The 22968-nt window shown below is 35.0% G+C and carries 24 protein-coding genes; 11 read left to right on the top strand and 13 right to left on the bottom strand.

Going from position 1 to position 22968, the window contains the following annotated elements:
* Window positions 1-105 precede the first annotated feature (105 nt).
* On the top strand, window positions 106-1359 hold the full coding sequence (locus BA1379B_RS04620) for a CCA tRNA nucleotidyltransferase (RefSeq protein ID WP_035006927.1): 1254 nt from the start codon (window positions 106-108) through the stop codon (window positions 1357-1359).
* 277 nt (window positions 1360-1636) lie between these two features.
* Here BA1379B_RS04620 and BA1379B_RS04615 read toward each other — a convergent pair whose 3' ends face one another.
* On the bottom strand, window positions 1637-2113 hold the full coding sequence (locus BA1379B_RS04615) for a tRNA (cytidine(34)-2'-O)-methyltransferase (protein WP_035006929.1): 477 nt from the start codon (window positions 2111-2113) through the stop codon (window positions 1637-1639).
* Between the two features lie 1082 nt (window positions 2114-3195).
* Between BA1379B_RS04615 and BA1379B_RS04610 the strand changes: the two genes are divergently transcribed.
* Window positions 3196-3642, top strand: a complete 447-nt coding sequence (locus BA1379B_RS04610) for a PRC-barrel domain-containing protein (RefSeq protein ID WP_078673922.1) — start codon at window positions 3196-3198, stop codon at window positions 3640-3642.
* Window positions 3643-3777: 135 nt separating this feature from the next.
* Here BA1379B_RS04610 and ychF read toward each other — a convergent pair whose 3' ends face one another.
* On the bottom strand, window positions 3778-4881 hold the full coding sequence (gene ychF / locus BA1379B_RS04605; RefSeq protein WP_078673921.1) for a redox-regulated ATPase YchF: 1104 nt from the start codon (window positions 4879-4881) through the stop codon (window positions 3778-3780).
* A gap of 256 nt (window positions 4882-5137) precedes the next feature.
* Between ychF and BA1379B_RS04600 the strand changes: the two genes are divergently transcribed.
* A complete protein-coding gene (locus tag BA1379B_RS04600; protein WP_051668879.1) occupies window positions 5138-5821 on the top strand; it encodes a L,D-transpeptidase in 684 nt (227 codons plus the stop codon).
* Window positions 5822-5925: 104 nt separating this feature from the next.
* Here the strand turns inward: BA1379B_RS04600 and pth are convergent, their stop codons facing one another.
* Together pth and BA1379B_RS04590 are read right to left on the bottom strand one after the other, a co-directional pair.
* Window positions 5926-6519, bottom strand: coding sequence for an aminoacyl-tRNA hydrolase (gene pth, locus BA1379B_RS04595; protein ID WP_035006937.1), 594 nt, complete (start codon window positions 6517-6519; stop codon window positions 5926-5928).
* Between the two features lie 68 nt (window positions 6520-6587).
* The gene (locus tag BA1379B_RS04590; protein ID WP_035006939.1) at window positions 6588-7214 is read right to left on the bottom strand and encodes a 50S ribosomal protein L25/general stress protein Ctc; all 627 of its coding nucleotides are present in this window, start codon (window positions 7212-7214) and stop codon (window positions 6588-6590) included.
* Between the two features lie 366 nt (window positions 7215-7580).
* On the opposite strand from BA1379B_RS04590, the gene BA1379B_RS07135 reads away from it, so the two are divergent.
* The 4 genes from BA1379B_RS07135 (at window position 7581) to BA1379B_RS07120 (ending at window position 8545) form a co-directional block, all read left to right on the top strand.
* Entirely contained in the window at window positions 7581-7790 is a 210-nt protein-coding gene (locus BA1379B_RS07135) for a hypothetical protein (RefSeq protein WP_235692225.1), read from the top strand.
* A gap of 107 nt (window positions 7791-7897) precedes the next feature.
* Complete coding sequence (locus BA1379B_RS07130) at window positions 7898-8101, top strand: hypothetical protein (RefSeq protein WP_235692226.1); 204 nt, start codon at window positions 7898-7900, stop codon at window positions 8099-8101.
* Window positions 8102-8188: 87 nt separating this feature from the next.
* The gene (locus BA1379B_RS07125; RefSeq protein WP_257787863.1) at window positions 8189-8314 is read left to right on the top strand and encodes a hypothetical protein; all 126 of its coding nucleotides are present in this window, start codon (window positions 8189-8191) and stop codon (window positions 8312-8314) included.
* Window positions 8315-8353: 39 nt separating this feature from the next.
* Window positions 8354-8545 carry a hypothetical protein gene (locus tag BA1379B_RS07120; RefSeq protein WP_335617743.1) on the top strand — a complete coding sequence of 64 codons (192 nt, stop codon included), beginning with the start codon at window positions 8354-8356 and terminating at the stop codon, window positions 8543-8545.
* Window positions 8546-8970: 425 nt separating this feature from the next.
* On the opposite strand, the gene BA1379B_RS04580 is transcribed toward BA1379B_RS07120, so the two are convergent.
* Complete coding sequence (locus BA1379B_RS04580) at window positions 8971-9903, bottom strand: ribose-phosphate pyrophosphokinase (protein ID WP_035006940.1); 933 nt, start codon at window positions 9901-9903, stop codon at window positions 8971-8973.
* 760 nt (window positions 9904-10663) lie between these two features.
* On the opposite strand from BA1379B_RS04580, the gene BA1379B_RS04575 reads away from it, so the two are divergent.
* The gene (locus tag BA1379B_RS04575) at window positions 10664-11179 is read left to right on the top strand and encodes a hypothetical protein (protein ID WP_078692556.1); all 516 of its coding nucleotides are present in this window, start codon (window positions 10664-10666) and stop codon (window positions 11177-11179) included.
* A 301-nt stretch (window positions 11180-11480) separates the two neighbouring features.
* Here BA1379B_RS04575 and pgeF read toward each other — a convergent pair whose 3' ends face one another.
* From pgeF to lgt, 3 genes are all read right to left on the bottom strand, one after another.
* A complete protein-coding gene (gene pgeF, locus BA1379B_RS04570; protein WP_035006942.1) occupies window positions 11481-12254 on the bottom strand; it encodes a peptidoglycan editing factor PgeF in 774 nt (257 codons plus the stop codon).
* 64 nt (window positions 12255-12318) lie between these two features.
* Window positions 12319-13395 (bottom strand): class I SAM-dependent methyltransferase, encoded by a 1077-nt coding sequence (locus BA1379B_RS04565; protein WP_078673919.1) that lies wholly within the window; start codon window positions 13393-13395, stop codon window positions 12319-12321.
* Window positions 13395-14252 (bottom strand): prolipoprotein diacylglyceryl transferase, encoded by an 858-nt coding sequence (gene lgt / locus BA1379B_RS04560; protein WP_078673918.1) that lies wholly within the window; start codon window positions 14250-14252, stop codon window positions 13395-13397. Before lgt ends, BA1379B_RS04565 begins: the two co-directional genes overlap by 1 nt.
* Window positions 14253-14471: 219 nt before the next feature.
* Between lgt and BA1379B_RS04555 the strand changes: the two genes are divergently transcribed.
* Window positions 14472-14744, top strand: coding sequence for an accessory factor UbiK family protein (locus BA1379B_RS04555; RefSeq protein ID WP_035006947.1), 273 nt, complete (start codon window positions 14472-14474; stop codon window positions 14742-14744).
* Window positions 14745-15121: 377 nt separating this feature from the next.
* Entirely contained in the window at window positions 15122-15622 is a 501-nt protein-coding gene (locus BA1379B_RS04550) for a YbjN domain-containing protein (RefSeq protein ID WP_035007389.1), read from the top strand.
* A gap of 51 nt (window positions 15623-15673) precedes the next feature.
* Here the strand turns inward: BA1379B_RS04550 and BA1379B_RS04545 are convergent, their stop codons facing one another.
* Window positions 15674-17014: a sensor histidine kinase gene (locus BA1379B_RS04545; RefSeq protein WP_078673917.1), complete on the bottom strand. Its 1341-nt coding sequence runs from the start codon at window positions 17012-17014 to the stop codon at window positions 15674-15676.
* Window positions 17015-17021: 7 nt separating this feature from the next.
* Window positions 17022-17723 (bottom strand): response regulator, encoded by a 702-nt coding sequence (locus BA1379B_RS04540; RefSeq protein WP_078692437.1) that lies wholly within the window; start codon window positions 17721-17723, stop codon window positions 17022-17024.
* 156 nt (window positions 17724-17879) lie between these two features.
* Here BA1379B_RS04540 and BA1379B_RS04535 point away from each other — a divergent pair, with 156 nt between their 5' ends.
* Complete coding sequence (locus tag BA1379B_RS04535) at window positions 17880-18524, top strand: MBL fold metallo-hydrolase (RefSeq protein ID WP_078692436.1); 645 nt, start codon at window positions 17880-17882, stop codon at window positions 18522-18524.
* Between the two features lie 59 nt (window positions 18525-18583).
* Here BA1379B_RS04535 and BA1379B_RS04530 read toward each other — a convergent pair whose 3' ends face one another.
* From BA1379B_RS04530 to uvrB, 3 genes are all read right to left on the bottom strand, one after another.
* Complete coding sequence (locus BA1379B_RS04530) at window positions 18584-19120, bottom strand: BA14K family protein (RefSeq protein ID WP_078673914.1); 537 nt, start codon at window positions 19118-19120, stop codon at window positions 18584-18586.
* A gap of 188 nt (window positions 19121-19308) precedes the next feature.
* Window positions 19309-19524 (bottom strand): cold-shock protein, encoded by a 216-nt coding sequence (locus BA1379B_RS04525; RefSeq protein ID WP_035006956.1) that lies wholly within the window; start codon window positions 19522-19524, stop codon window positions 19309-19311.
* Between the two features lie 493 nt (window positions 19525-20017).
* A complete protein-coding gene (uvrB, locus tag BA1379B_RS04520) occupies window positions 20018-22438 on the bottom strand; it encodes an excinuclease ABC subunit UvrB (RefSeq protein ID WP_078673913.1) in 2421 nt (806 codons plus the stop codon).
* Between the last annotated feature and the right edge of the window lie 530 nt (window positions 22439-22968).

Raw genomic sequence — 22968 nt, 5'->3', positions numbered from 1 at the left:
TTTATGGAGAAAGAGTGTGGTTTATAAAAAATATATTATGCATTGTATTTATTGAAATATAAAAGTTTGAAAGGGAATAATGAAAATTTGTTGAAAGGTTAAAGGGTGAATGTGACACACAATTTCAAACAGGTTGCATGGTTGCAGTCTAGCAATATTCAAACACTTCTTCGTGTTTTATCAATGGATGGTGAGGAAGCCCGTGTTGTTGGTGGTGCTGTACGGAATCAACTTTTGCAACAGCCTATCAGTGATATTGATATTGCAACAACCTGTTTGCCGCAGCAGATTATAAAGCGTGTAGAAGAAGTAGGATTTAAAGCTATTCCTACAGGAATTAATTTTGGTACAGTAACAGTAGTTGGTGAATCGTGCTCTTATGAGGTGACAACACTTCGCTCTGATATTCAGACGGATGGTCGTCATGCGGAAGTTGTCTTCAGCCGCGATTGGAAAAAAGATGCTGAACGTCGAGATTTTACTATCAATGCACTTTATTGTAATGCGGCCGGTGAGATCTATGATGAAGTAGGAGGTTTAAACGATATTGCAACTCGGACTGTTCGTTTTATTGGTGTTGCAGAGCAGCGTATTTGTGAAGATTATTTACGTATTTTGCGTTTTTTTCGCTTTTTTGCTTGGTATGGAATAGGGCGTCCTGATGCAGAAGGGTTGAAAGCGTGTACGCGTTTAAAACATGGTTTACACAAACTTTCACCAGAGCGTATTTGGGGAGAAATGAAAAAACTTCTGACTGCTTTGGATCCAACACGTGCTCTTTTATGGATGCGTCAAAGTGGAATTTTGACGTTCATTTTACCTGAGACAGAAAGGTGGGGGATCGATGCAATCCACTCACTTATTAAAACAGAGCAAGCTTTTGATTGGGAGGTTGATCCGTTTTTGCGGCTAGAAAGCCTTATTCCTCCTGATGTTATGCGTCTTCATGATATGGCACGTCGTTTACATTTATCGAATAAAGAAAAAATACGGTTAAAGGAATGGGCGGAACTAGAACTGATTAACTATGACTGTCCAGATATTCTTATGCAAAGACTGATTTATTTTTATGGTCGGCAACCAGTTTTAGATCAATTAGCTTTGTCTTTAGCAGCTGCACGGGATCACACCTTAAAGGACAGCAAAGCGGTTCAAAAAGAAGAATGTTATATCAGGCTTTATCAACTTGCTCGAAAATGGCAAATTCCAACTTTTCCTATTAGTGGCAAGGATTTATTGGAAAGAGGGCTGGTAAAAGGGAAGTTTTTAGGAAAAAAACTCAAAGAATTGGAATCATTATGGGTCGAAAGCGGCTTTTTGATTGATCGTAATAAATTATTAGAAAAAATTGAGCAGTAATATTCTGTGTTTTGTTAGGAGTTTTTTGAAATTTTCTTTTTATAGATTTTTTTGTTATTTGGTGTGTGATTATGCAATTTTATCGTAATGTAATTATTTGCAGCGTGAAAAATATGTTTTTGTTAATATCATTTCGTAAAGTTGTTTTAACAATAGGATAATTGAACTTAACAATTTTCATTTTTTCAATGTAATTTCTATCATCTGTTAAAAATTGTATCATTTGGTAAGATAACTTCTGTCATGAAGATTGGCCAGGCTGTAAGATTTAGTTTTATTATAAGGCTTGTCCTATTTCATTATAACCAATTTGACGAAGTGCCTCTCCTGTTACCATAGCGACGCTTATTGCAAGATTCAAAGAGCGTGCGTGTGGTAGCATGGGAATGGTTAATGCATAATCTGCTGCTTTATAAACATAATCGGGGACACCTGCTGATTCACGGCCAAAAAGTAAAACATCGTTTTTCTGATAATATATTTCTGTGTAATAGGTTTGTGCTTTTGTACTTAAGAGCAAAAGACGACGATTAAAGCGCTGCATGGTATCAATAAAACTCTGCCAATCAAGGTGACGTTCTAAGGACGCGCGTTCAAGGTAATCCATACCTGCACGTTTAAGATTGCGATCGGATAGATTAAAGCCTGCAGGTTCAATAATGTGTACATGCAGACCAAAACAAGCGCTAAGGCGTAAGATTGTTCCTGTGTTACCGGCAATATCAGGTTGAAAAAGAGCGATGTGAAGTGTCATATTGAATATTTGTAAACTGATTTATAAAGAAGTTATTTATAGCGATAGTGATTTTAAAGAGATAGTTTTAATTTATTGATTCAATAGAATACAATCAGCATATATGAAAAGATTTTTTTGAAGGTTATTTTTATGTTTATGGCGCAAAAGAGGAGGAGATAAAAAATTGAAATCAGTAAAATTTATATGATACGAAAGTAGATAATTCATATTTTTTTCAAAGCTTTGCCAAAAATATCATGAATATAAAGAGAATATGTTTTTTCCTTTGTATGTGCCTCAAAAATAAGATTAGAATTTTTGGGGCCCTTTGGTATTTATGCTAAAGGGTCATTGTGGCCCGGGCTGGAAGCAATATGTGTTTGTTACGATGGGCTCAAATATATATCTTTTCACGATTTAAAGGTACTGGGTTATGATCAGGAATAGATTAAAGTTTTGTATGTAATATGAAAGAGGTGATGGTTCTCATCGAGAAGAAAAGTTTTTAAAGAAATCTGGTATTGTGTCAGATTATTTTCCTTTTCCTTTTGCTAATCCTAAAGAAGCCAAATTTATGTATAATGGTTGCTAAACCTCCTGGTTTATTATTGATGACACGGACGCGCTTTTTTCTTTATCATTCTTTGCTTTAATTATTGATGTTTGATCAATTATAATTTTGATTATATTACAGCTCTTTAAACAGGGATATCATGAGACTTTAAAGGATAAAAAATTGCTAAAGGTTATTGGTATAATCCTTATTTTATTGTAGGGATATTTTGGCTTATGGTGTCTCCTTTAAAGAATATTCTTGTTTCTTATGAGAATGAAATAACAGAAGTGCATTATGGTGAGGTGTTTAATTTTTAATATGGGCTGCTGCTTCCCATATGGAAATTCGTAAGAAAGCTGGTTTTCGTATTATTTTTCATTATTTGGGAGTGCTTGTTTATAATATGAAAAGAAGAATTTGATCTGATCTAGTAAGGATTTAAAGAAAAATGAACACACAGAATAAGCTGTTTCAGAAACGCAGAGGGAACAAATTTTATAATGATGCATTGAGGATTTATAAAGTAAAAACGGAGAATTATAAAATGAAGAAAATTGTTTGCACTGCTTTCGTGTCAATTTTTATGGTTTCTGGTGCGTATGCTCAGTCTTTTACAACGACAACACCTTGTGAAAATGAAGTGATTTCATCAACAGGTATTGTACAGATTGGTTCAGATATTGCTGCGCGTTATATTACGCCTTCAGCAACTGATTTTGTTGCTTCAAGCCTTATTGGTGCTAATGTATACAATATGGAAGATGAAAATATTGGTGAAGTGAAAGATATTATTTTGCGTGAAAATAATGTCGAAGGAATTGTCATTGGTATTGGTGGTTTTCTTGGTATAGGAGAACGTTATATAGTTGTTTCTCCTGATACAATTCAGAAAACAAACGATTATGGTAAATGGAAATTTATTATCAATGCAACAAAAGATTCCTTAAAAGGCGCTCCAGAATTTAAATATGAAGGTTATTGGAATCGTTAATTTTGTCTTATCAGAAATAAAATAGCCGTTTATAACGCGGCTATTTTATTTGAAAGTTTTCTTAAAAACATAGAAAGAGTTGATACAAAGACGAATTTTATGGAGGATTAAGATTTAAGACTTTAAAGGAGTGTATTAAGTATTGTGCTTAAACAATATGATATCACCATCTTGCACAATATATTCTTTACCTTCATCGCGCGCTTTTCCTGCTTCTTTTGCTCCGTTTTCTCCACCAAAAGCAATATAATCTTCGTGGCTAATAGTTTGTGCACGAATGAAGCCACGTTCAAAATCTGAATGAATAACCCCAGCAGCTTGCGGTGCTTTTACTCCGCGCACAATTGTCCATGCTCGTGTTTCTTTAGGGCCACAAGTAAAGTAAGTAATGAGGTTAAGTAAATCATAGCCAGTGCGAATGAGTCTATTAAGCCCGGGTTCAGAAAGCCCTAAAGCCTTAAGATATTCTAACGCTTCTTCATCAGTAAGTTGGGCAATTTCAGCTTCAATGGAAGCGGCAATGACAATAGCTTGTGCATTCTGTGCTGTTGCCATTTTCTCAACTGCTTGGGTAAAGTCGTTACCATGAGCGGCCTCACTTTCACTGACATTGCAAACATAGAGAACGGGTTTTGATGTTAAAAGATTCAAACCATTAAGAATGCACCGTTCATCGGCAGAAATATCTTTAAGCATTAACCGTACAGGGTGTCCTGTTTGCAGCAATTTTAATGCAGCTTCCATGATAGGGAGAATAGCGAGCGCTTCTTTATCTTTTCCGGTTGCACGTTTGCGAATTTGTATGATTCGCCGTTCAAGACTTTCAAGATCTGAAAGCATAAGTTCTGTTTCAACGGTTGTAGCATCAGAAATAGGATCAATGCGTCCTTCTACATGTGTAATATTTTCATCTTGAAAACATCGTAAGACATGGATAATGGCATCAACTTCGCGAATATTCGCTAAAAATTTATTTCCTAAACCTTCACCTTTTGAAGCTCCACGTACAAGTCCCGCAATATCAACAAAACTAATACGTGTAGGAATTATTTCTTTTGATCCAGCGATAGAGGCGACTTTTTTCATCCGTAGATCTGGGACAGCAACTTCACCGGTATTAGGTTCAATCGTGCAAAAAGGATAATTGGCAGCTTGTGCTGCAGCTGTTTTTGTTAATGCATTAAAGAGAGTTGATTTCCCAACATTAGGTAATCCAACAATACCGCATTTAAAGCCCATAGATTCTCTTTCTTTGTTGATCGTAATTTATTTTTGTGGTCAAGATAAAGCTTTGTTAGTGTTTCTATAGCACGTTTTGAAAAGAGATCTAGTCTACAGTTGTTGTGATAGTATGAAAAAATAGACTGAATAATTGCATAATTTTTTTTTATATTACATTATTGAATAATGGTTGTACTCATAAATATTAACAGTGCATTAAGTTTTTCATAGTATGCAAAATTTTCGAAAATAAGTAATCGGAGAAAATATGAGATTGTTATCTCGTCGAACTTTTTTAATAGCAACGCCTTTGGCTTTGGCTGGATGTCTTACACGTCAATCAAATATGTCTATTTTTTCTCAACAGGACCAGTATATTCCACCGGAAATACTTGATTTATATGGGCCTGTAACAAATGAACCTTATTTTTTACCTGCAGTTAATCTTTCAATAATTGATCCAAAATTTTGGCGTCAACAAGTTAATTATCATACAGATTATTCTTCTGGTACATTAGTTGTAGATACTCAAGCATGTTTTCTTTATCTGATTGGTGAAAATGGCACAGCTTTACGTTATGGTATTGGTGTTGGCAAAGAAGGGTTGGCATTTACAGGTGTTGGAATTGTACAATATAAGCGCCGGTGGCCGCGTTGGGCTCCTACTAAGGCAATGATGGAGCGTGAACCAGAACGTTATGGACATTTAGGGCAGGGTATGCCTCCTGGTCCTGAGAATCCGTTAGGTGCACGAGCTTTTTATCTTTTCAAAAATGGGAAAGATACCCTTTTCCGTATTCATGGTTCACATGAAGCTTGGTCAATTGGTCGTGCTATTTCTAGTGGATGTATTCGTCTACTCAATCAAGATATTATTGATCTTTATAATCGTGTTCCTGATGGTTCACGTGTAGTGGTATTGCAGAATAGCGAAAATACATCAAGCGGGCTTATTTAATCATAATAAGTTATAAGATTTATTCGCTGAGTTTCATATTTCATTCAACTTTGATCCTTTCCTTCAGAGAAAAATATCAAAGGGTGTGAGTATGTCTTTTGTATTCAAGAAAGATGATGCTTTGTTGTAAATTTTTCCATTGCCAATGTAATTTTATTCATAAAACAATTATTGTTTCTTTTTATTAAGAGTTCCATGTTATTTGCGATTGCATCTAGTAAAGGGGTTAACCATTCTTGATCGGATTTTGTAAAATTTCCCAAAACATACTGGTTAACCAGCTCTTTGGGACCAGGATGTCCAATCCCTAAGCGTAGACGGCAGTAGTTGGTGCCGCAATGACTATCAATAGACTTTATACCGTTATGTCCATTACTTCCTCCTCCGATTTTTATTCTTATTTTACCAGGTGGTAAATCTAGTTCATCGTAAATGACAATAAGATTATTCAAGTCTAATTTATAAAACCGCAAGGCTTCGCCAATTGATTGACCAGACAAATTCATAAAAGTTTGCGGTTTTATAAGAATAATTTTTTCATCATTTATAAAGCCGTTTGAGATTTCAGCCTGAAATTTTTTTGACCATGGAGAAAATGAAAAGATTTGGTGAATAACATTAATAGCCATAAAACCAATATTATGGCGATTATTATTATAGTGAGAACCGGGGTTGCCAAGACCAGCAATGAGCAACATGTGCACCTCCGGTAAAGTATAAGAAAGCAAAAACTACTAAAAAGATAAGATCACATCTACTAAAGTTATTAGGTTTTTGCGTTGTTTTCATTGTTCTCTTGTTCTGAAGAATTATCGCTCGCACTTACGTTAGCAGGAGCAGCGATGGTAGCGATTGTAAAGTCTCTTTCCTGAATAACTGGTACGACACCTTTTGGTAATTGTACTGCAGAAATATGAATAGAATCACCAATGGAATAACTGGAAAGATCAATCTCAATTGCTTCAGGGATAGCATGTGCTAATGCTGTACATTCAATTTCATGGCGCACAATGTTTAAGACACCACCTCGTTTAATTCCTGGAGCTATGTCTTCATTAAGGAAGTGTACAGGAATGTGCACATGAACGATAGATTTTGCTGAAATGCGTAAGAAATCTACGTGTATAGGAAAGTCACGGACAGGATCAAGTTGATAATCTTTTGGTAAAACTTGAATTTTTTGTTGATCAATTTCAATCGTTGCAACAGTAGTACGAAATCCCCCAGCATGAATTTTATGGAAAATATCTTTATAGGGGACTGAAATTGCTAAAGGAGGCTGTTTATCACCATAAATAACAGCTGGAATAAGACCATTACGACGAAGTTCGCGGGAGGACCCCTTACCAACCCGCTCGCGTATTTCGGCTCTAAAAGTATAGCTTTTGCTCATAACTAAAGTCCTTTTTATATAATTTTTATATAATTGGAGAATCATGAAAACCAGTAGTGGTTTTTGCATGAATGCGAAGATATACGCTGTAAAACGGCGATTACCCCATTCTGTGTTGCCTCCAAGGGTGTCTACACAGAAGTTTGTTCTATAATTCAAACCATTTGGAGATGCAAGAGTTGAAGGAAAAATCCTTGGTTTCTACTTTTACAAAAGTATGCACGACAGATGCAGAATCAATATCAATTTTCAAAGATTGAATAATAGCTTTATGAAGGTTAAGATCATCTTAGGTGAAGTGCCAAAATGTAGCATGTTGCATAAATCAGTTTCAGTACTCCTTGATTTTGAGGAATTATTGACAGCATGTTTTTTGTACAAGATAGTTCTGATTCAGAACAATTACATCTTCCTCGATGTCTTCTTGAACAGAGTTCTTCATCAGCACAACAACGTGTTATTAATCCAGAAGGCGATTTTGTGACTTTGGCAAGTGAATTGAGCCGTATTATTATTGAATCTCAGCCGAAAGAAAAAAAATTGATACAAATTGCTCATCGTATTCGCCAATATTGAGTTTCGGTTGTGTTTAATCTTGAAGGTTTAGATATTGCACAACAGATGCATGCTGTTGGTCTTTTTCTTGAAGGTTTTTTTTATATTGGATGTGATTATTGGTTTTTATGTTAGTTGTAATTGATGAGGCACAGTTATTTACTCACCCTTCAGCAGGAGAGGTTTCTGATGTCTTGCGTAAGATTTCGCTTAGTGCTGCTGTGATCAAGTTAATGTGCCAAGGACGTAAACGTGGTCTTGCTGATGTTATTGCTACACGACATTTAGCTAAGTTTGCAAAAAACGTGGCTGCTGAAGCATCAAATTTTTAAATTAAGACGCATTTTTTAGATATTGATATGATATGTGCCACTGATCCCTAGGAATGGAGTGCTGTTAGGCAAAAATATTGTGAGCTCTTGAGCCACTTTATTACTTTAGGATTCGCTTTATCACGGTGTTCTTTACCGGTTATTGTTGGTTCTGTTCAAACATCAGTATGTTCTTCTGGTCCGAATAATGACGTTTCCAACGGAAAGAACTAATGCAAAAAGCTTGTTTTTACTGCCTCATCTGAAAAAACGATGTCATATCATCGTTCACTAGAGCCTGTAAAAGAACAAAAAATTCGTGAAATATTAGAAGCGGTTGCGCACAAAAAACAAAAATTAATAAAGGAAGATAAAAGTTCTTCTCCAAAGATTTCGGTAACTAATTACGAAATGCAGAGAGAACATATCATTTGTGAAATGATGGATAATCCTGAAGCTGGTTAACGTTCAACAGCAATCCTTTATCAAGATTTTTTGATATGTTATCGTATTTGTAATGTATTAGAGCTTCTTCCTAATATTTTACAATTTCGTTGTAAATTGGCTTTCATTCAGGCTTCTATTAATGAAGAAGAAGCTGTAAGAGAAAGAGTGGAAGCATATTTTACATCTATCAAAAAGTTTCGAAGATAATGTTAAGGTGTATTTTTGCGTGTTGCGCGGCAGCAGTAACGCTAAAACTCTGCTCATCAGATGTAGTTTTTGCACATCTTTCTGGAATCCATTCTTGAAGTTGTGTACATCGTCTTTTAATTTATTTAAAGAGCGTGGGCTTATTGTTATTCATACTGCTTTTAGTGGTAAGCCTATGGTAGAGCTTTTTCTGGTTTCAATATAGAAATAGCATCAGGGGATCCAAAGGCACTCATTTAGCCAAATAGACTTGAAACGGATTGCTCTGCTGCTGTTCTTGCAATAGCTTCTCCGATTAAATCAGCAATTGGCAAGATACGCATATTATGGGCTTGTTTAATTGCTTTGGTTGGCATAATTGAATCAGTGATCACTAATTCTTTCATTTCTGAATTGGCGATGCGTTCTACAGCGTTGCCAGAAAGTACACCATGTGTAATATAAGCAGTGACGCTTTTTGCACCATGTTGTAAAAGGGCACTCGCTGCGTTACACAGGGTCCCACCTGAATCAACAATATCATCTAGTAAGAGACAATCTTTTCCAGTTACATCACCAATGATGTTCATTACTTCTGATTCACTTGGACGTTCCCGGCGTTTATCAACAATAGCAAGTAGACTGTTTAAACGCTTAGCTAAGGAGCGTGCACGCACCACGCCACCAACATCAGGTGAAACAACAATAACATTTTCAAGAGAGTAATGCATTTTAATATCACGAGCAATAACAGGAACAGCATAAAGATTATCTGTTGGAATATCAAAGAAACCTTGGATTTGTCCTGCATGAAGATCTAATGTTAAAACACGATGAGCACCTGCTTGAGTAATAAGATTAGCAACAAGTTTTGCCGAAATAGGAGTACGTGGCCCAGGTTTACGATCTTGGCGAGCATAACCAAAATAAGGTAGAACAGCTGTAATACGACGTGCTGAAGAACGACGAAGTGCATCAATCATAATAAGCAATTCCATTAAATGGTCATTCGCTGGATAGGATGAAGATTGCAAAACAAAGACATCTTTTCCACGTACGTTTTCATGCAATTCTACGAAAATCTCTTGATCAGCAAAGCGTTTTACAGTTGCTTTGCCTAGAGGAATACTTAAATAGTTTGCAACATCTTCAGCAAGACATGGATTAGAATTGCCGCAAAAAAGTTTCATAATAGAACCTCTGAATAATTATGATTGAATGTGAAATAAGTTTTAACTTTTTACTATCAGATTGCAAGTGAACAATTATAAAAGAATGCTAAATTAGCTATCATTATTTTACAATGAATGTAGTTCATTAATTTATCTGAAAGACTTACTGTTTGTAGAGTGTTTGTTAAAAATGATAAAAATAGCTAACAAGAAAAAAATTATTTGTAAAGTAATCAATGTTATGAGAAAAAATACTCTTTTGAAGAATTTTGATTATTCATTTTTTAAACAATCGATAAGCATCTTGGTGAATGAATAAAACTTATATCACAGATTGTTTTTATGTCGTTCTTTCTTGAGAAGATTGTAGAAATATAGTTATTTGTAAAATATCTGTTTTTTCAATAGAGCAGTATAAATCTCAAAAATACAATTGTTTAATATGAAATATATTTTCGTTTTTGTTCATTTATTTCTGAAATCAGGATAAAGCTCAAAAGCAATTTTGATATCCGGTTTTTCTAATTTTCTAAGTATATATTTATGCTTCTTCGTAAAATTTTGCATAAATCTTAATTTTTTGTGAAAGAGATTACTTGATGAGGCAATAAAAATTTATGAGAGGCTATCAGCTTACACTTGCGATGTGAATTTTCATATTAGCTATGTTGTAATTACAATAAGAACATTTTAAATAATATAAATGGCAAATTGCGAAAATACCTTTTTCTAGATATATTGTTAAAGAATTTCTAGATATCAAATGGGCCAATTATTTATGTGTAAAAAATATGAATTAACAGATGAAGAAATAGTGATTGGTTTTCATAAACTTTATCGTATTAGAGCTCTTAAAGATTTTGGAAATGTAAAGGTAAATGAGCTTGGTGGTTTTATTGAAGATGAACAGAATTTATCACATGAGAACGATTGTTGGGTTTGTGATAATGCTAAAGTTTTTGATAACGCTATGGTTTTTGGTAATGCTAAGGTTTTTGGTAATGCTATGGTTTTTGGTAATGCTAAGGTTTTTGGTAATGCTATGGTTTTTGGTAATGCTAAGGTTTTTGGTAATGCTATGGTTTTTGGTAATGCTAAGGTTTATGATAATGCCAAAGTTATTGAGAATGCTCTAATTTATGATGAAGCCAGAGTTTTTAGCGATGTTAGAGTTTGTGGTGAAAACATTGTTGCTGGTAATACCATAATTTGGGGTAATGCTAATGTTTATAGCAGAACCAAGATCAGTCCCAGGGTTTCTAATAATGGTCGAGTTCAAAAGATGTGTTTATAATGAATTAAGGTATTATGAAACTAATATTATACAGCAGTTTTGAGGTTAAAATTGTCTACTAAGAGCAGTTGAAATGAGAAGGTATAACTGCAGTAAGAAATTTGATTTAATAGCAATTGATAACTCTTAACACCGAAGGGTTTTTTGGAAAAATATAAGGTTATTTGCAAAGCTTTTAGAGTTTGTATGTAATATATAAAAAGAAAAAGTAAAAATAATAAAAGCTTATACATTTTATGGAATAGGAGCTTTTTTCTTATATTTTTTAGTGTTTCTTTACAGTAAAATACAATTTTTCTCTTTATTTTGTGAGCATAATGGCAGAAATTTGTCGCCCATCATCAGGCTCGTTACGATGTGTTGCACGTCGATAGGAGAAAAAACGCTTTTCATCTTGATAAGTACAAAGTTTTATACAGGAAGTACGGATTCCGGCGTGCTCGAGTTTGTTTGTAATGAATGTCCATAAGTTAAACTTAAAGTGGTGTACTTTATCTGTTTTTGAAAAATATTTTTCGAACTCGTTATTGTGCTCAATAAATTGGTTATAAAATTCACTTGTTACTTCATAATGACATGGACCAATGCATGGTCCCAGTACTGCTATTATTGATTGCCGTTTGGCTCCTTGTTCTTCCATTACTGAGATTGTTTTTTCTAAAATTCCATTCAAGGCTCCCCTCCAACCAGCATGTGCAGCACCAATAACACCGGCTTGTGGATCAGAAAAAAGAATTGGTCCACAGTCTGCTGTAAGAACACCAATTGCTAATCCTTTTTTGGTTGTAACCAGAGCATCAGCTTTTGGAGGTTCTCCGATAAAAGCTTGATCAACAACGATAACTTCACAAGAATGTATTTGGTGAACAGTAATTAAATTTTGCACTTCAATATCAAAATAATGAGCGATTAAGATACGATTTTGCATAATATGTTCAGGATAATCATTGGGGTTTTGTTTAACATTGAGGTTTTGATAAAAGTTTTTTGATACATCTTCTTGGCGTGTAAAAAAGCCATGTTTGATATTATGTGGGTGTAAATTGCAAAGATCTTGTGCAAGAATAGGCTCCATAAAAGCTCCTATATGATTATTTGAAACGGAAATGGTTTGCGAGTTAATTTGTTATTATTTGTGATTAAAAATAAGGTATTTGTATGTTTTTATCATTGATGTGAAGCACTTTAAAAAGCTTACCCATTTGTTTTGGATCAGTTAATCGTTTGATGTCTTCGTAAATTTTTTTCTTAATTATTGTGCTTTTGTTGATACTAAGCTTTTCTGCACGTTCAAGCACTCCCATTTTGATAAGAAAATTTCCTTGTTCTAGAATTTCAACAAAACAGCCTTGTTGAGCGGCGATTGTTTTCAAAGAAAAAAAATCAACATGTGATGTTAAATCATGTTCACCAGGAGCAGAAAAAATATCGCAGAATTTATGTCTTGAGATGGCTTGAAGTGTATCTCCAAATGCAAAATCAGACGCACCATAATCGATAAGTAAAGCAGAGCCTTGTGTTTGCATTAAACGACTACTAATCTTTTGTGCCAATTGGTTTCGTGAGGGTCCGTATTCTAAAATTGTGCCATTAGGCATTTGAGCACATTGGGGTGGTAAGAAAGTAGAAGGAAACTTATGTATATCAGTGGTAAATGTAAAACCACCCTCTTTGTTAAGTGTAATACGACGCTCTTTCCATTCTCCATTGACTTTTATATATTGATTAATTGGAAGTGCATCGAAAAGCTCATTTGCAATGACAATAAGAGGTTTTAAAGGAATTTGTTCAAAATTTTCAACACTATAAATTTTTTTTTGGTGAGCGAAAAGACGTTTTTTTTGTTCTGTTGCAAGGCGTTGGCTTATTTCAATAAGAAAGATATCAGCAGCGTTGAATGCCGTTATACAAATTTTGCGAATAGTGCGTAAAATATCATCCATAAGAGTTCCACGTCCTGGGCCTATTTCAGCCAGGATAAACGGGTTAGGACAACCTTGAGCTTGCCAGCTCATAATGGCCCAAATGCCAATCATTTCTCCAAATAATTGACTTATTTCAGGTGCTGTGATGAAGTCACCAGCGCGTCCAAAGGGTTTTTGTTTTTGATAATAGCCAAATTGAGGATCAGTAAGAGCTAATGTCATATATTGGCTAACAGAGATTGGTCCATCGAGAATAATAATTTCTTTAATTCTCTCTTTTAGATTAGACATTATTTTGTAAACTTATATTTAAAAGCTTGAAGAAGTGCATAAAAACCGAAAAGAATCATCGGCAAAGATAAAGCCATACCATAGGTCAATCCAGTAGAGTGGAAGAGAGATGAAAACCATTCTGGATCCTCTTGAGGAGCACGGAAAATTTCTGAAATACTGCGTGCTATTCCATAGCTTATATTAAATATTCCAGTGATTATTCCAGGACGTTTTAATGCCTTAAAAGAAAAAATTGCAATGGCTAAAATGATAAAGAGAAGAAATCCTTCCATAAATGATTCATACAGTTGGCTAGGATGGCGTGGGAGATATTGAGGATCGTTATAAAAACAAACTGCCCAAGGAACAGTAGTCACATTCCCCCATAATTCTTGATTGATGAAATTGCATATCCGTACAATACCAATGCCAATGGGGACACCTGCGGCGATTGTATCAAACATTCCCCATACATTGATATTGTTTTTATAAGAAAACCAAATCATAGCAATGATTATACCTATAAATCCTCCATGAAATGACATACCGCCATTCCATATGGCAAGGATATCGATTGGATGATTGAGGTAATAAATAGGATCCCACACAAGCACCTGTCCTAAGCGGCCACCAACCACAATTCCAATAGTTCCTAACGTAACAAAATCACTTATTTGTTGGGGAGACATAGGCGCTTTATTTTTAGGCCACAGGGACTTTTTTTTAAGTAATTTTTGTGCGTACCACCAGGCAAACAAAATGCCTATAACATAACCAAGTCCGTACCAATGAAATGCTATTGGCCCTAAACGAATGATCACTGGATCAAGAAAGAGAGGAAAAGCAATAGCTTGGCAAAGAGGAAAATCATTCATGAGCAAGAGCTTTACATTTATGAAGTTATATGATTATCAAACCATGACAGATGAATACAAAATGGTCAAGTTAGGTCAGAGGTTTGTAGTTGTTATTGGCGGGAGTAAAAGAATACTGATCAATTAAGGTAATATCTATTAGAAAAACAAATACGATCTCTCGATATTATAAAATGTATTATAGTATGTCTATAAATAAAGAAAATTAAAGGAAAGCCTATGTATAATGGATCAAACCGTATTCTTGATGAGATAGCAAAATTAGCAACAGATGCAGCAGGTATTGCACAAGGTGTAAGGCGTGAAGCTGAAACTGCTGTTCTTTCACAGGTTGAAAGGATGATCAGTAAGCTTGATCTTGTTTCACGTGAAGAATTTTATGTTGTTAAGGAAATGGTTCTTAAACTCTACGCCGAAAATGCTGATTTGAAAAAACGTCTTGATAGTTTAGAAAAACAAAACAGAAAAAAAGTTAAAACGGATTCAGTTTAAGCAACTAATAGTCTTTAAAAAATAATCCCCAATTTTTCTATCCTGTGTATGAAGCATAAAAAATGCTTAGTCATGAGTCTGTTAGGGCAGATGAGCAATTTATTTTTAATTTATTTTTTACAAAAAATTATTTTTTTTTAATTAAGGGGCTAGCGCTACGAAATTGTATCAATACACTGAGGTTGTTTGATGATTCGTTTTTTCTGTATCAAGCTATAGTACCTTAGAAAATAGTATCATTTATTTTCTGATGTCATCTATTTACTGCGTTTTAATGTGTATTTATTTGCTGTGAAAGCTTTAACTGTGACGCGTATTGTTACGATGAGAGTTTTTTGCATTATATTGGTAACATTCTTAATTATTGAGGGTTGATGATGAGGCTGGCCATTAAAGCCACAGAAAGAAAAGAGCATCCTGTTGATTTTATTGAACAAATTGCTTATAAGTATGATTGGTCTTTTGAGCGAAATGTACAAGATGAAATTAGCGTTTGTGTAGAAGGAAAACGAGCTTGTTATAGCCTTTCTTTTTCATGGATAGAAGAGCAAGAGGCTCTTCATTTAGCTTGTGCATTTGATCTTTTTATTGAGAATACTCGTACAGCAGAGGTACAGCGTTTGTTGTTGGCAATTAATGAGAAATTGTTATTAGGACATTTTGATTATTGGCAAGGAAACAATTCGGTTATTTATCGGCAAGGTCTGCTTTTAGCAGGTGGCGTACACCCATCCCGTATACAAGTAGAGACATTATTGATTTATGCACTTAAAATTTGTGAAAGTCATTATGCTGCTTTTCAAATGGTTGCTTGGGCTGGTGAAAGCGCTCATAAGGCACTACAGTATGCTTTATTTGAGACCGTAGGGAATGCCTAAAGTCTTCGATGTATCCGCTCGTTATTCTTTAAAGAAGTTTTTCAATATATCTTATAGAGGAATATCTATAATAGCGCGCAAGCCTCCTAATGGACTATCATCTAATTGAATATTACCTCCGTGGCTACGTGCGATGTCTTGGGCAATAGAAAGACCAAGGCCTGTTCCACTTGCATCTTGATTTCGTGATTGATCAAGTCGAAAAAATGGCTTAAAAACTTCTGTACGCATGTCTTTTTGAATACCTGGTCCATCATCATCAATAGTAATAATAAAAGATTCTTGTCCGGATTTCGCCGTGAGTTGGATGGTATTTGCATAATAAAATGCATTTGATAGAAGATTACTGATCAAACGGGTAAAAGCATGTGGGCGTACTTGTATTTGTGAGGAGCCTTCAATAGTATACGAGAAGTTACATCGATGAAGATCAGCATTCGTAGAGAATTTTTGCATCAAGATACTTAAGTCAAGGATGCCAATATTTTCACTTCCTTCACCTCGTGCAAAAGCAAGATAACCTTCTAACATATTTTGCATATCGCTGACATCTTGCTCAAGTGGTTTAATATCAAAGTCATTACTTACTAATGCAAGCTGGAGTTTGAAACGTGTAAGAATGGTTCTGAGATCATGGCTTACACCTGAGAGCATCATAGTACGTTGTTCAATTTGGCGTTCAATCCGTTCACGCATACGTAAAAATGCAATACCAGCACGGCGTATTTCATCGGCTCCTTGTGGTTGAAATCCTTCTGGTAAAGGATGTCCACGTCCAAAACTTTCTGCGGCTTTTGCTAATTGTTGAATTGGTTTGATTTGATTACGTAAGAAGTAAATAGCTATTAACAGTAAAACAAGAGCTGTTCCTACCATCCAGCTTAAAAAAATACTGGTATTAGAGGCATAGGCTTGGCTGCGCATGGCAAAAACCCGCAAGATATTGTGATCAAGGTGGATACGAATTTCGACAAGATTAGAATCACCAACTGTATCAATCCAGAAGGGACGGTTAATTTGGCGCGTAATTTCTTCACTTAAAAAGTAATCAAGTATAGCAAAAAATGGTTTAGGTCCTGGAGGAGGAAGAGGATCAGGTGGGAGGAGAGAGATGTTTAATCCCATACGTTGTTGTGCAATACGCTTAATCTCTTCATAATTCTGCTGTTGTGGATATGTTTCAATTATATCGATAATAGCTGCAATGTCGTGGACAACGGTGGTTGAAAGACGTTCTGTTACCATTTGCCAATGGCGTTCCATGAAAACATAGCCAATGACTGTTTGTAAGAGTACCATAGGAGCGATAATAATGATCAAAGAACGCGCATAAAGCCGTTTGGGCATTTTCTTAGATAACCATCGCGCAATTTTTTTTGCAGGTTCGATCATCTCAGGCCTATTCAATTGAAAGCTTATAACCAATCCCTCTCACGGTTTGGATCCATATAGGAGTTGTTGGGTTGCTTTCGATTTTCCGACGAAGACGGTTAATTTGTACATCAATAGAACGTGCGCTATTGTTATCATCCATTGCAAATTTATGGCGTGGAATAGTTTCTCCTGCGTGTTCAGAAAAAATAACCATCATTTCTTGTTCTTTATCTGTCAGTTTAATAATTTTTCCTTCTTTTTTGAGTTCACGTCGTGAAATTGAAAAGATATAAGGGCCAAAAACAATTTGTTCAATTTTGGGTTGGGTAGAAAATGAGCCACGTCTCAAAATAGCATTAATGCGGAGTAAAAGCTCACGAGGATCAAAGGGTTTGGCAAGATAATCGTCTGCTCCCGCTTCTAATCCTTGAATACGATGATTTGTTTCTGATAAAGCTGTTAACATTAAAATAGGAACATTTTTTGTTTGACGGAGTGAATAGGTTAGATTAATGCCATTTTCACCAGGCATCATGATATCAACAATAAGAAGATCGAAATCTAAGCTTTTAAGTTGACGTTTAGCTTCATCAGAGTTGTCAGAGACTGAAACACGAAATCCATTTTTAATAAGAAATTGAGATAAAAGGCTGCGAATGCGGGTATCATCATCAATCACGAGAAGGTGGGGTGCATTATCACATAAAGTCTGAATGTGATCAGCCATATTTCAAACCTTTAACAAAATTCAGTTTACATAAATTGTACTTTACATAAGTTATATAAAGCTGTCGAGCAGACAATTTTTTGCTTTATAAAGACAGGAGAAATGTTATCTATAAACTAAAAGATTTTAAAATATTGAATTTTGAAAAGGATTCTAATGAGCGATTTCAGTGTGTATATTATTCCAGTTACGCCTTTTCAACAAAATTGCACTTTACTTTTTGATAATGAAAGTAAAAGAGGTGTTTTAGTTGATCCGGGGGGTGATTGGCCTAAGATACAACAAGCAATTCAAAAAAAAGGGGTTATTGTTGAAGCTATTTGGATAACACATGGTCATATTGATCATGTGGGAGCAGCCATGCAGGCTAAGGAGGCATTGGATATTCAAATTATTGGTTCACACCGTAATGACAAACCAGTAATGGACGATGTAAGAGAAAGAGCAAAAATCTATCACATGCCCGATGCGCGTGTTTGTATTCCTGATCAATGGTTAGAAGATGGAGATAGTGTTGATTGTGCAGGACATGTCTTCCAGGTTTTTCATACACCTGGCCATTCTCCTGGTCATGTTATTTATTTTAATGAAAAAAAGCGTTTTGCTTTATTAGGTGATGTGCTTTTTCGTGGTTCTATTGGACGCACTGATTTCCCATTATGTTCTCATGAAGAATTAATGAGATCAATTAAAGAAAAAGTTTTGTCATTAGGCGATAATGTCAGCTTTATTTGTGGACATGGACCAGGAAGTAAAATAGGTTATGAACGCCAACACAACCCTTTTCTTCAGGGAATTTAATAGTTTATCATACTCAAAAAAAAACCGCTTTAAAGCGGTTTTTTTAGTGTTATTGAAAATTACTGTACTGGAGCATAACAAACATGATCTAAGCCATCATGTCCTCGAAAAGTTCCTGTCCTCGGATTAAAGGAACGGTATGTCTTTTTACAATATTGATACCAACTTGTTGTATTTAACTGCTGTGAAGGCTGGTGTGTTACTGTTGATATCACTTGATAGTTTGCTTGATTTTGTGGTGGGGTTTGATAAACAACTTGTGGTTGTTCGGGCTCTTTTAAAGCATTTTTGATAATTATACCTGCTGTCAAAGCTAGAAGGCCTGCAGCAATAACACCACCTACATTATTACTACTGCTACTACTACCACGGCTTACATGATGTTCATAGAAGTTATGATGATGTTGCGTATGTTCGACACGCTCTGTTGATGTAGTAATTCGATCGTAATACTGGAAGGGACCACTGGTACTTACTTTTTGTGTACTAATTGTTTCTTTGTGTATTGTTTTGGCAGTAAGCACTGTCTCTAACGGTGCTGAAATGGCTACCGTTGATATTGCTGATAACATTAACAATTTAGCCAATTTAGTCATAGCAATACTCCTTAATACAAATTTATCTTAGTTTGCACTTTAAATGTTCTAACCTGAATGTAATCTGAACAGCGTTCAATTTTATTCTGATAGAGTGAATAAAGAAAAGGTTTGTTGAATATAAACATTAATATAGTAAAATGAAATCGGGTTTTAAACCCGATTTCACAAAACGGACTTTGCTTAAATTAACTCATAACATTAATGTTTATAGCTTTTGGTCCTTTACCACGACGGTCAGGCTCTATATCGAATGATACTTTTTGCGCATCATTTAATCCACTGAGGCCTGAAGCCTGAACATCAGAAATATGAACAAAGATATCAGTACTCCCATTATCAGGTTTAATGAAACCAAAGCCCTTGTTATTGTTAAAAAATTTTACTTCGCCCGTCTGAGCCATAGAATATTTCCTTATTTGATTGCCTTTGTAAGGCAGATAGTCAAAAACCGTATTACGCACCTTACGTAAACGGTATATTTAGGCAATTTACGATATCTGAAAAACGTTTTTTATTGTTTTTTGTCAACTTAGAAATTAGAATCAATTTCTAGAAAACTTTTCATAGCACCTTCCGATGTTCGCAATTTATCTAAAAAAGAAAGATTGCTTGAAAATAGAATATTTAACAAGAGTTTTCTTTAGAGAATTTATTTTATTATGTTGTTTTTAATTCATAGTAAGTATAGTGGCTCATTAAATTGTCTTGGATAATGGATAGAACAGAGAAATATTATATTGATATTTTGAGCAACAATTTTTTATAATATATCACTATTTTGGGGTTCTATTAGCGTGATTGTGATAAGAGCTAATTATTTTGTCGCAATTTATAGATTTTAGATTGTTTATTGCAAAAAACTCTTTTCGACATCTCATTTAAAGTATTTTTTGATTATCTTTTTTCTTTTTTGTGTTTTGTCAATAAACCAACATCCATGGTATTAGGGCCCATTTGATCAAGATTTGGTTTCGTGAAAAGACTTGATTTTATCGATTCATCAAGGGAATATTTATTGTTGTACACTAAAGAATCATCTGCAATGGCTAATTCTATTTCTTGTAGTCGTTTGATTTCATCACGAAATTGAGCAGCTTCTTCAAAGTTCAGATCATTAGCTGCTTTACGCATGAGTTTTTCGAGATGCTGAATATGGTTGGTTAGATTGTTGCCAACTTTATTATTTTGCGTGATAAAATGAGAAATCTTGACATTATGGTTATTTTCGCAAACCGAACTTAGAATATCATCAATATTCTTTTTAATACTAGTCGGTGTAATTTGATGCTCTTTATTATAAGCTATTTGTTTTTGTCGACGTCGTTTCGTTTCTTGCAAAGCACGCTCGATAGAACCAGTAATTGTATCAGCGTAAAGAATAACCCGACTCTCTACATTACGTGCAGCTCGTCCAATCATTTGAATAAGTGAGGTTTCTGAACGTAAAAAACCCTCTTTATCAGCGTCAAAGATAGCAACAAAACCACATTCTGGAATATCTAAACCTTCTCGAAGTAAGTTAATACCAATTAAAACATCAAAAGTACCAAGGCGTAGGTCTTGCAGGATTTCAATACGTTCTAGTGTATTAATATCAGAGTGCATATAACGCACACGGATATTTTGTTCATGGAGATATTCGGTCAGATCTTCTGCCATGCGTTTGGTGAGAACTGTTATTAATGTACGATAACCTTTTTTGATTGTTTGGTGAATTTCGTTGACGGCGTCATCGACCTGTGTTTTCACTGGGCGTATTTCTGTTGGTGGATCAATCAGCCCTGTGGGACGAATGACTTGCTCTACAAAGATGCCCTGCGATTGTTCTATTTCCCAGCGTCCGGGTGTAGCTGAAACAGCGATAGTTTGTGGGCGCATTGCATCCCATTCTTCAAAACGTAAAGGACGATTGTCCATACAAGATGGCAAGCGGAAGCCATATTCTGCTAAGGTAGCCTTTCGTCGGAAATCACCTCGATACATACCACCGATTTGAGGAATTGTGACATGACTCTCATCAATAAAAACAAGAGCATGGCTAGGAATATACTCAAACAGAGTTGGAGGTGGTTCACCTGGCTTTCTACCTGTCAGGTAGCGCGAGTAGTTTTCAATTCCTGAGCAAGATCCAGTAGTTTCTAGCATTTCTAAATCAAATATTGTACGTTGTTCTAAACGTTGCGCTTCCAAAAGGCGACCAGCTGCATTTAATTCATCGAGGCGTTTTACTAATTCCATTTTGATTGATTTTATCGCCTGATTTAATGTGGGTCGTGGTGTTACATAATGTGAATTAGCATAAATTTTAATGGATTGAAGATCTGCTGTTTTTTGTCCTGTTAAAGGGTCAAATTCGGTAATTGTTTCAATTTCATCTCCAAACAACGAAATACGCCAAGCACGGTCTTCAAGATGAGCGGGAAAAATCTCAATTGTATCGCCTCGAACACGAAAAGAGCCACGAACAAAGTTTATATCTTGTCGCTGATATTGTTGAGAAACTAAATCAGTTAGTAATTTCTGCTGATCGAGTTTATCACCTTTTTGCATTTGGAAAGTCATTGCTGTATAAGTTTCTACTGAACCAATTCCATAGATACAGGATACAGATGCGATGATAATGACATCATCGCGCTCTAGTACAGCGCGTGTTGCTGCGTGGCGCATGCGGTCAATTTGTTCATTAATAGAGGATTCTTTTTCAATATAAGTATCTGAGCGTGCAACATAAGCTTCTGGTTGATAATAGTCATAATAAGAAACAAAATATTCAACAGCATTGTTGGGAAAAAAGTTTTTGAATTCCCCATAAAGCTGTGCAGCTAAAGTTTTGTTTGGCGCTAAAATGAGAGCAGGGCGTTGTGTCTTTTCAATGATTTTGGCCATTGTATATGTTTTCCCTGAACCGGTAACGCCCAAAAGCACTTGAGTGCGTTCATTTCTCTTAATTCCTTCAACCAAAGATTTGATTGCAATGGGTTGATCACCGGCAGGCTGAAAGGATGTTTTAATTTGAAATGGAATTCCACCTTCCGATTTTTCAGGACGAATAGGACGATGAGGTGTCCATAATGCACCATTTTTAAAAAGAGGATTACCTGAAGCAATGAGTGCAGAAAGAGCTTCAACTGTTGCTGTAACACTATTTGTTTTTGTTATGTTTTTAGATGGTTTAGTATTTATGGTTTCAAATGAAGCATTATGACTTTTCACTGTATGAAGTTTGGCCTTAGAGCACTGCTTCATAACTGCAAATGGGTCTGTTGCTCTTTGATTGATTTGTTTTTGAGTTGTTTTTGATTTTTTGTGTGACATGATGAAAATATTTTATACAGTTATTCCGATATAATTAAGAAAAAAATAAAAGCTTTTGATTGCATTTGTTTTTGAAAGTATGAATTTTCTTTTTATCATTTGATAATGGGTTAAAATATTTTTTGTGATACGGCAGAGGCTACTATAGCTGTTTTGTGATACTGATCCTGGACAGTTATATTCTTTATAAGTAGAGTGAATGGAAGGCTAAGGCTGAGACCACGCTTTTGGTACGCGTAGATTGAGTAGTGTTAATAGGTTCTAGAGCAATTTTTGTAATGTTTTTTGATATTAGGAGTGTGTGCTGTAATCAATAGTTTTATATACGTTTGGTAAAGATTATTTCCACTTTTATATAATGTCCTTTTTAAAATATAATAAGCAGCAAAAAAGACATTTACATCCTTTAATACATTGATAATAACAGAGATATCGCTAAACATATAAAATTTAAGATATAAATTCACTTTCAAAGTGGCTAAAGAATACTCTGTGCTCTTTAGTATTTTTATATGGAAAACAGAATTTCT

This window comes from Bartonella sp. A1379B, from assembly GCF_002022485.1.
Lineage (GTDB): Bacteria > Pseudomonadota > Alphaproteobacteria > Rhizobiales > Rhizobiaceae > Bartonella > Bartonella rochalimae.
The sequence above is the reverse complement of the archived record's forward strand: the minus strand, read 5'-3'. Positions and strand labels throughout refer to the sequence as shown.

What these genes read in the sequence shown, in the direction of transcription:
- BA1379B_RS04615 (WP_035006929.1), bottom strand. Translation starts at nt 2,113, where the DNA reads ATGACACTTCACATCGCTCTTTTTCAACCTGATATTGCCGGTAACACA.
- BA1379B_RS04610 (WP_078673922.1), top strand. Translation starts at nt 3,196, where the DNA reads ATGAAGAAAATTGTTTGCACTGCTTTCGTGTCAATTTTTATGGTTTCT.
- ychF (WP_078673921.1), bottom strand. Translation starts at nt 4,881, where the DNA reads ATGGGCTTTAAATGCGGTATTGTTGGATTACCTAATGTTGGGAAATCA.
- pth (WP_035006937.1), bottom strand. Translation starts at nt 6,519, where the DNA reads ATGTTGCTCATTGCTGGTCTTGGCAACCCCGGTTCTCACTATAATAAT.
- BA1379B_RS04590 (WP_035006939.1), bottom strand. Translation starts at nt 7,214, where the DNA reads ATGAGCAAAAGCTATACTTTTAGAGCCGAAATACGCGAGCGGGTTGGT.
- BA1379B_RS07135 (WP_235692225.1), top strand. Translation starts at nt 7,581, where the DNA reads ATGTTTTTTGTACAAGATAGTTCTGATTCAGAACAATTACATCTTCCT.
- BA1379B_RS07130 (WP_235692226.1), top strand. Translation starts at nt 7,898, where the DNA reads ATGTTAGTTGTAATTGATGAGGCACAGTTATTTACTCACCCTTCAGCA.
- BA1379B_RS07120 (WP_335617743.1), top strand. Translation starts at nt 8,354, where the DNA reads ATGTCATATCATCGTTCACTAGAGCCTGTAAAAGAACAAAAAATTCGT.
- BA1379B_RS04580 (WP_035006940.1), bottom strand. Translation starts at nt 9,903, where the DNA reads ATGAAACTTTTTTGCGGCAATTCTAATCCATGTCTTGCTGAAGATGTT.
- BA1379B_RS04575 (WP_078692556.1), top strand. Translation starts at nt 10,664, where the DNA reads ATGTGTAAAAAATATGAATTAACAGATGAAGAAATAGTGATTGGTTTT.
- pgeF (WP_035006942.1), bottom strand. Translation starts at nt 12,254, where the DNA reads ATGGAGCCTATTCTTGCACAAGATCTTTGCAATTTACACCCACATAAT.
- BA1379B_RS04565 (WP_078673919.1), bottom strand. Translation starts at nt 13,395, where the DNA reads ATGTCTAATCTAAAAGAGAGAATTAAAGAAATTATTATTCTCGATGGA.
- lgt (WP_078673918.1), bottom strand. Translation starts at nt 14,252, where the DNA reads ATGAATGATTTTCCTCTTTGCCAAGCTATTGCTTTTCCTCTCTTTCTT.
- BA1379B_RS04555 (WP_035006947.1), top strand. Translation starts at nt 14,472, where the DNA reads ATGTATAATGGATCAAACCGTATTCTTGATGAGATAGCAAAATTAGCA.
- BA1379B_RS04550 (WP_035007389.1), top strand. Translation starts at nt 15,122, where the DNA reads ATGAGGCTGGCCATTAAAGCCACAGAAAGAAAAGAGCATCCTGTTGAT.
- BA1379B_RS04545 (WP_078673917.1), bottom strand. Translation starts at nt 17,014, where the DNA reads ATGATCGAACCTGCAAAAAAAATTGCGCGATGGTTATCTAAGAAAATG.
- BA1379B_RS04540 (WP_078692437.1), bottom strand. Translation starts at nt 17,723, where the DNA reads ATGGCTGATCACATTCAGACTTTATGTGATAATGCACCCCACCTTCTC.
- BA1379B_RS04535 (WP_078692436.1), top strand. Translation starts at nt 17,880, where the DNA reads ATGAGCGATTTCAGTGTGTATATTATTCCAGTTACGCCTTTTCAACAA.
- BA1379B_RS04530 (WP_078673914.1), bottom strand. Translation starts at nt 19,120, where the DNA reads ATGACTAAATTGGCTAAATTGTTAATGTTATCAGCAATATCAACGGTA.
- BA1379B_RS04525 (WP_035006956.1), bottom strand. Translation starts at nt 19,524, where the DNA reads ATGGCTCAGACGGGCGAAGTAAAATTTTTTAACAATAACAAGGGCTTT.
- uvrB (WP_078673913.1), bottom strand. Translation starts at nt 22,438, where the DNA reads ATGTCACACAAAAAATCAAAAACAACTCAAAAACAAATCAATCAAAGA.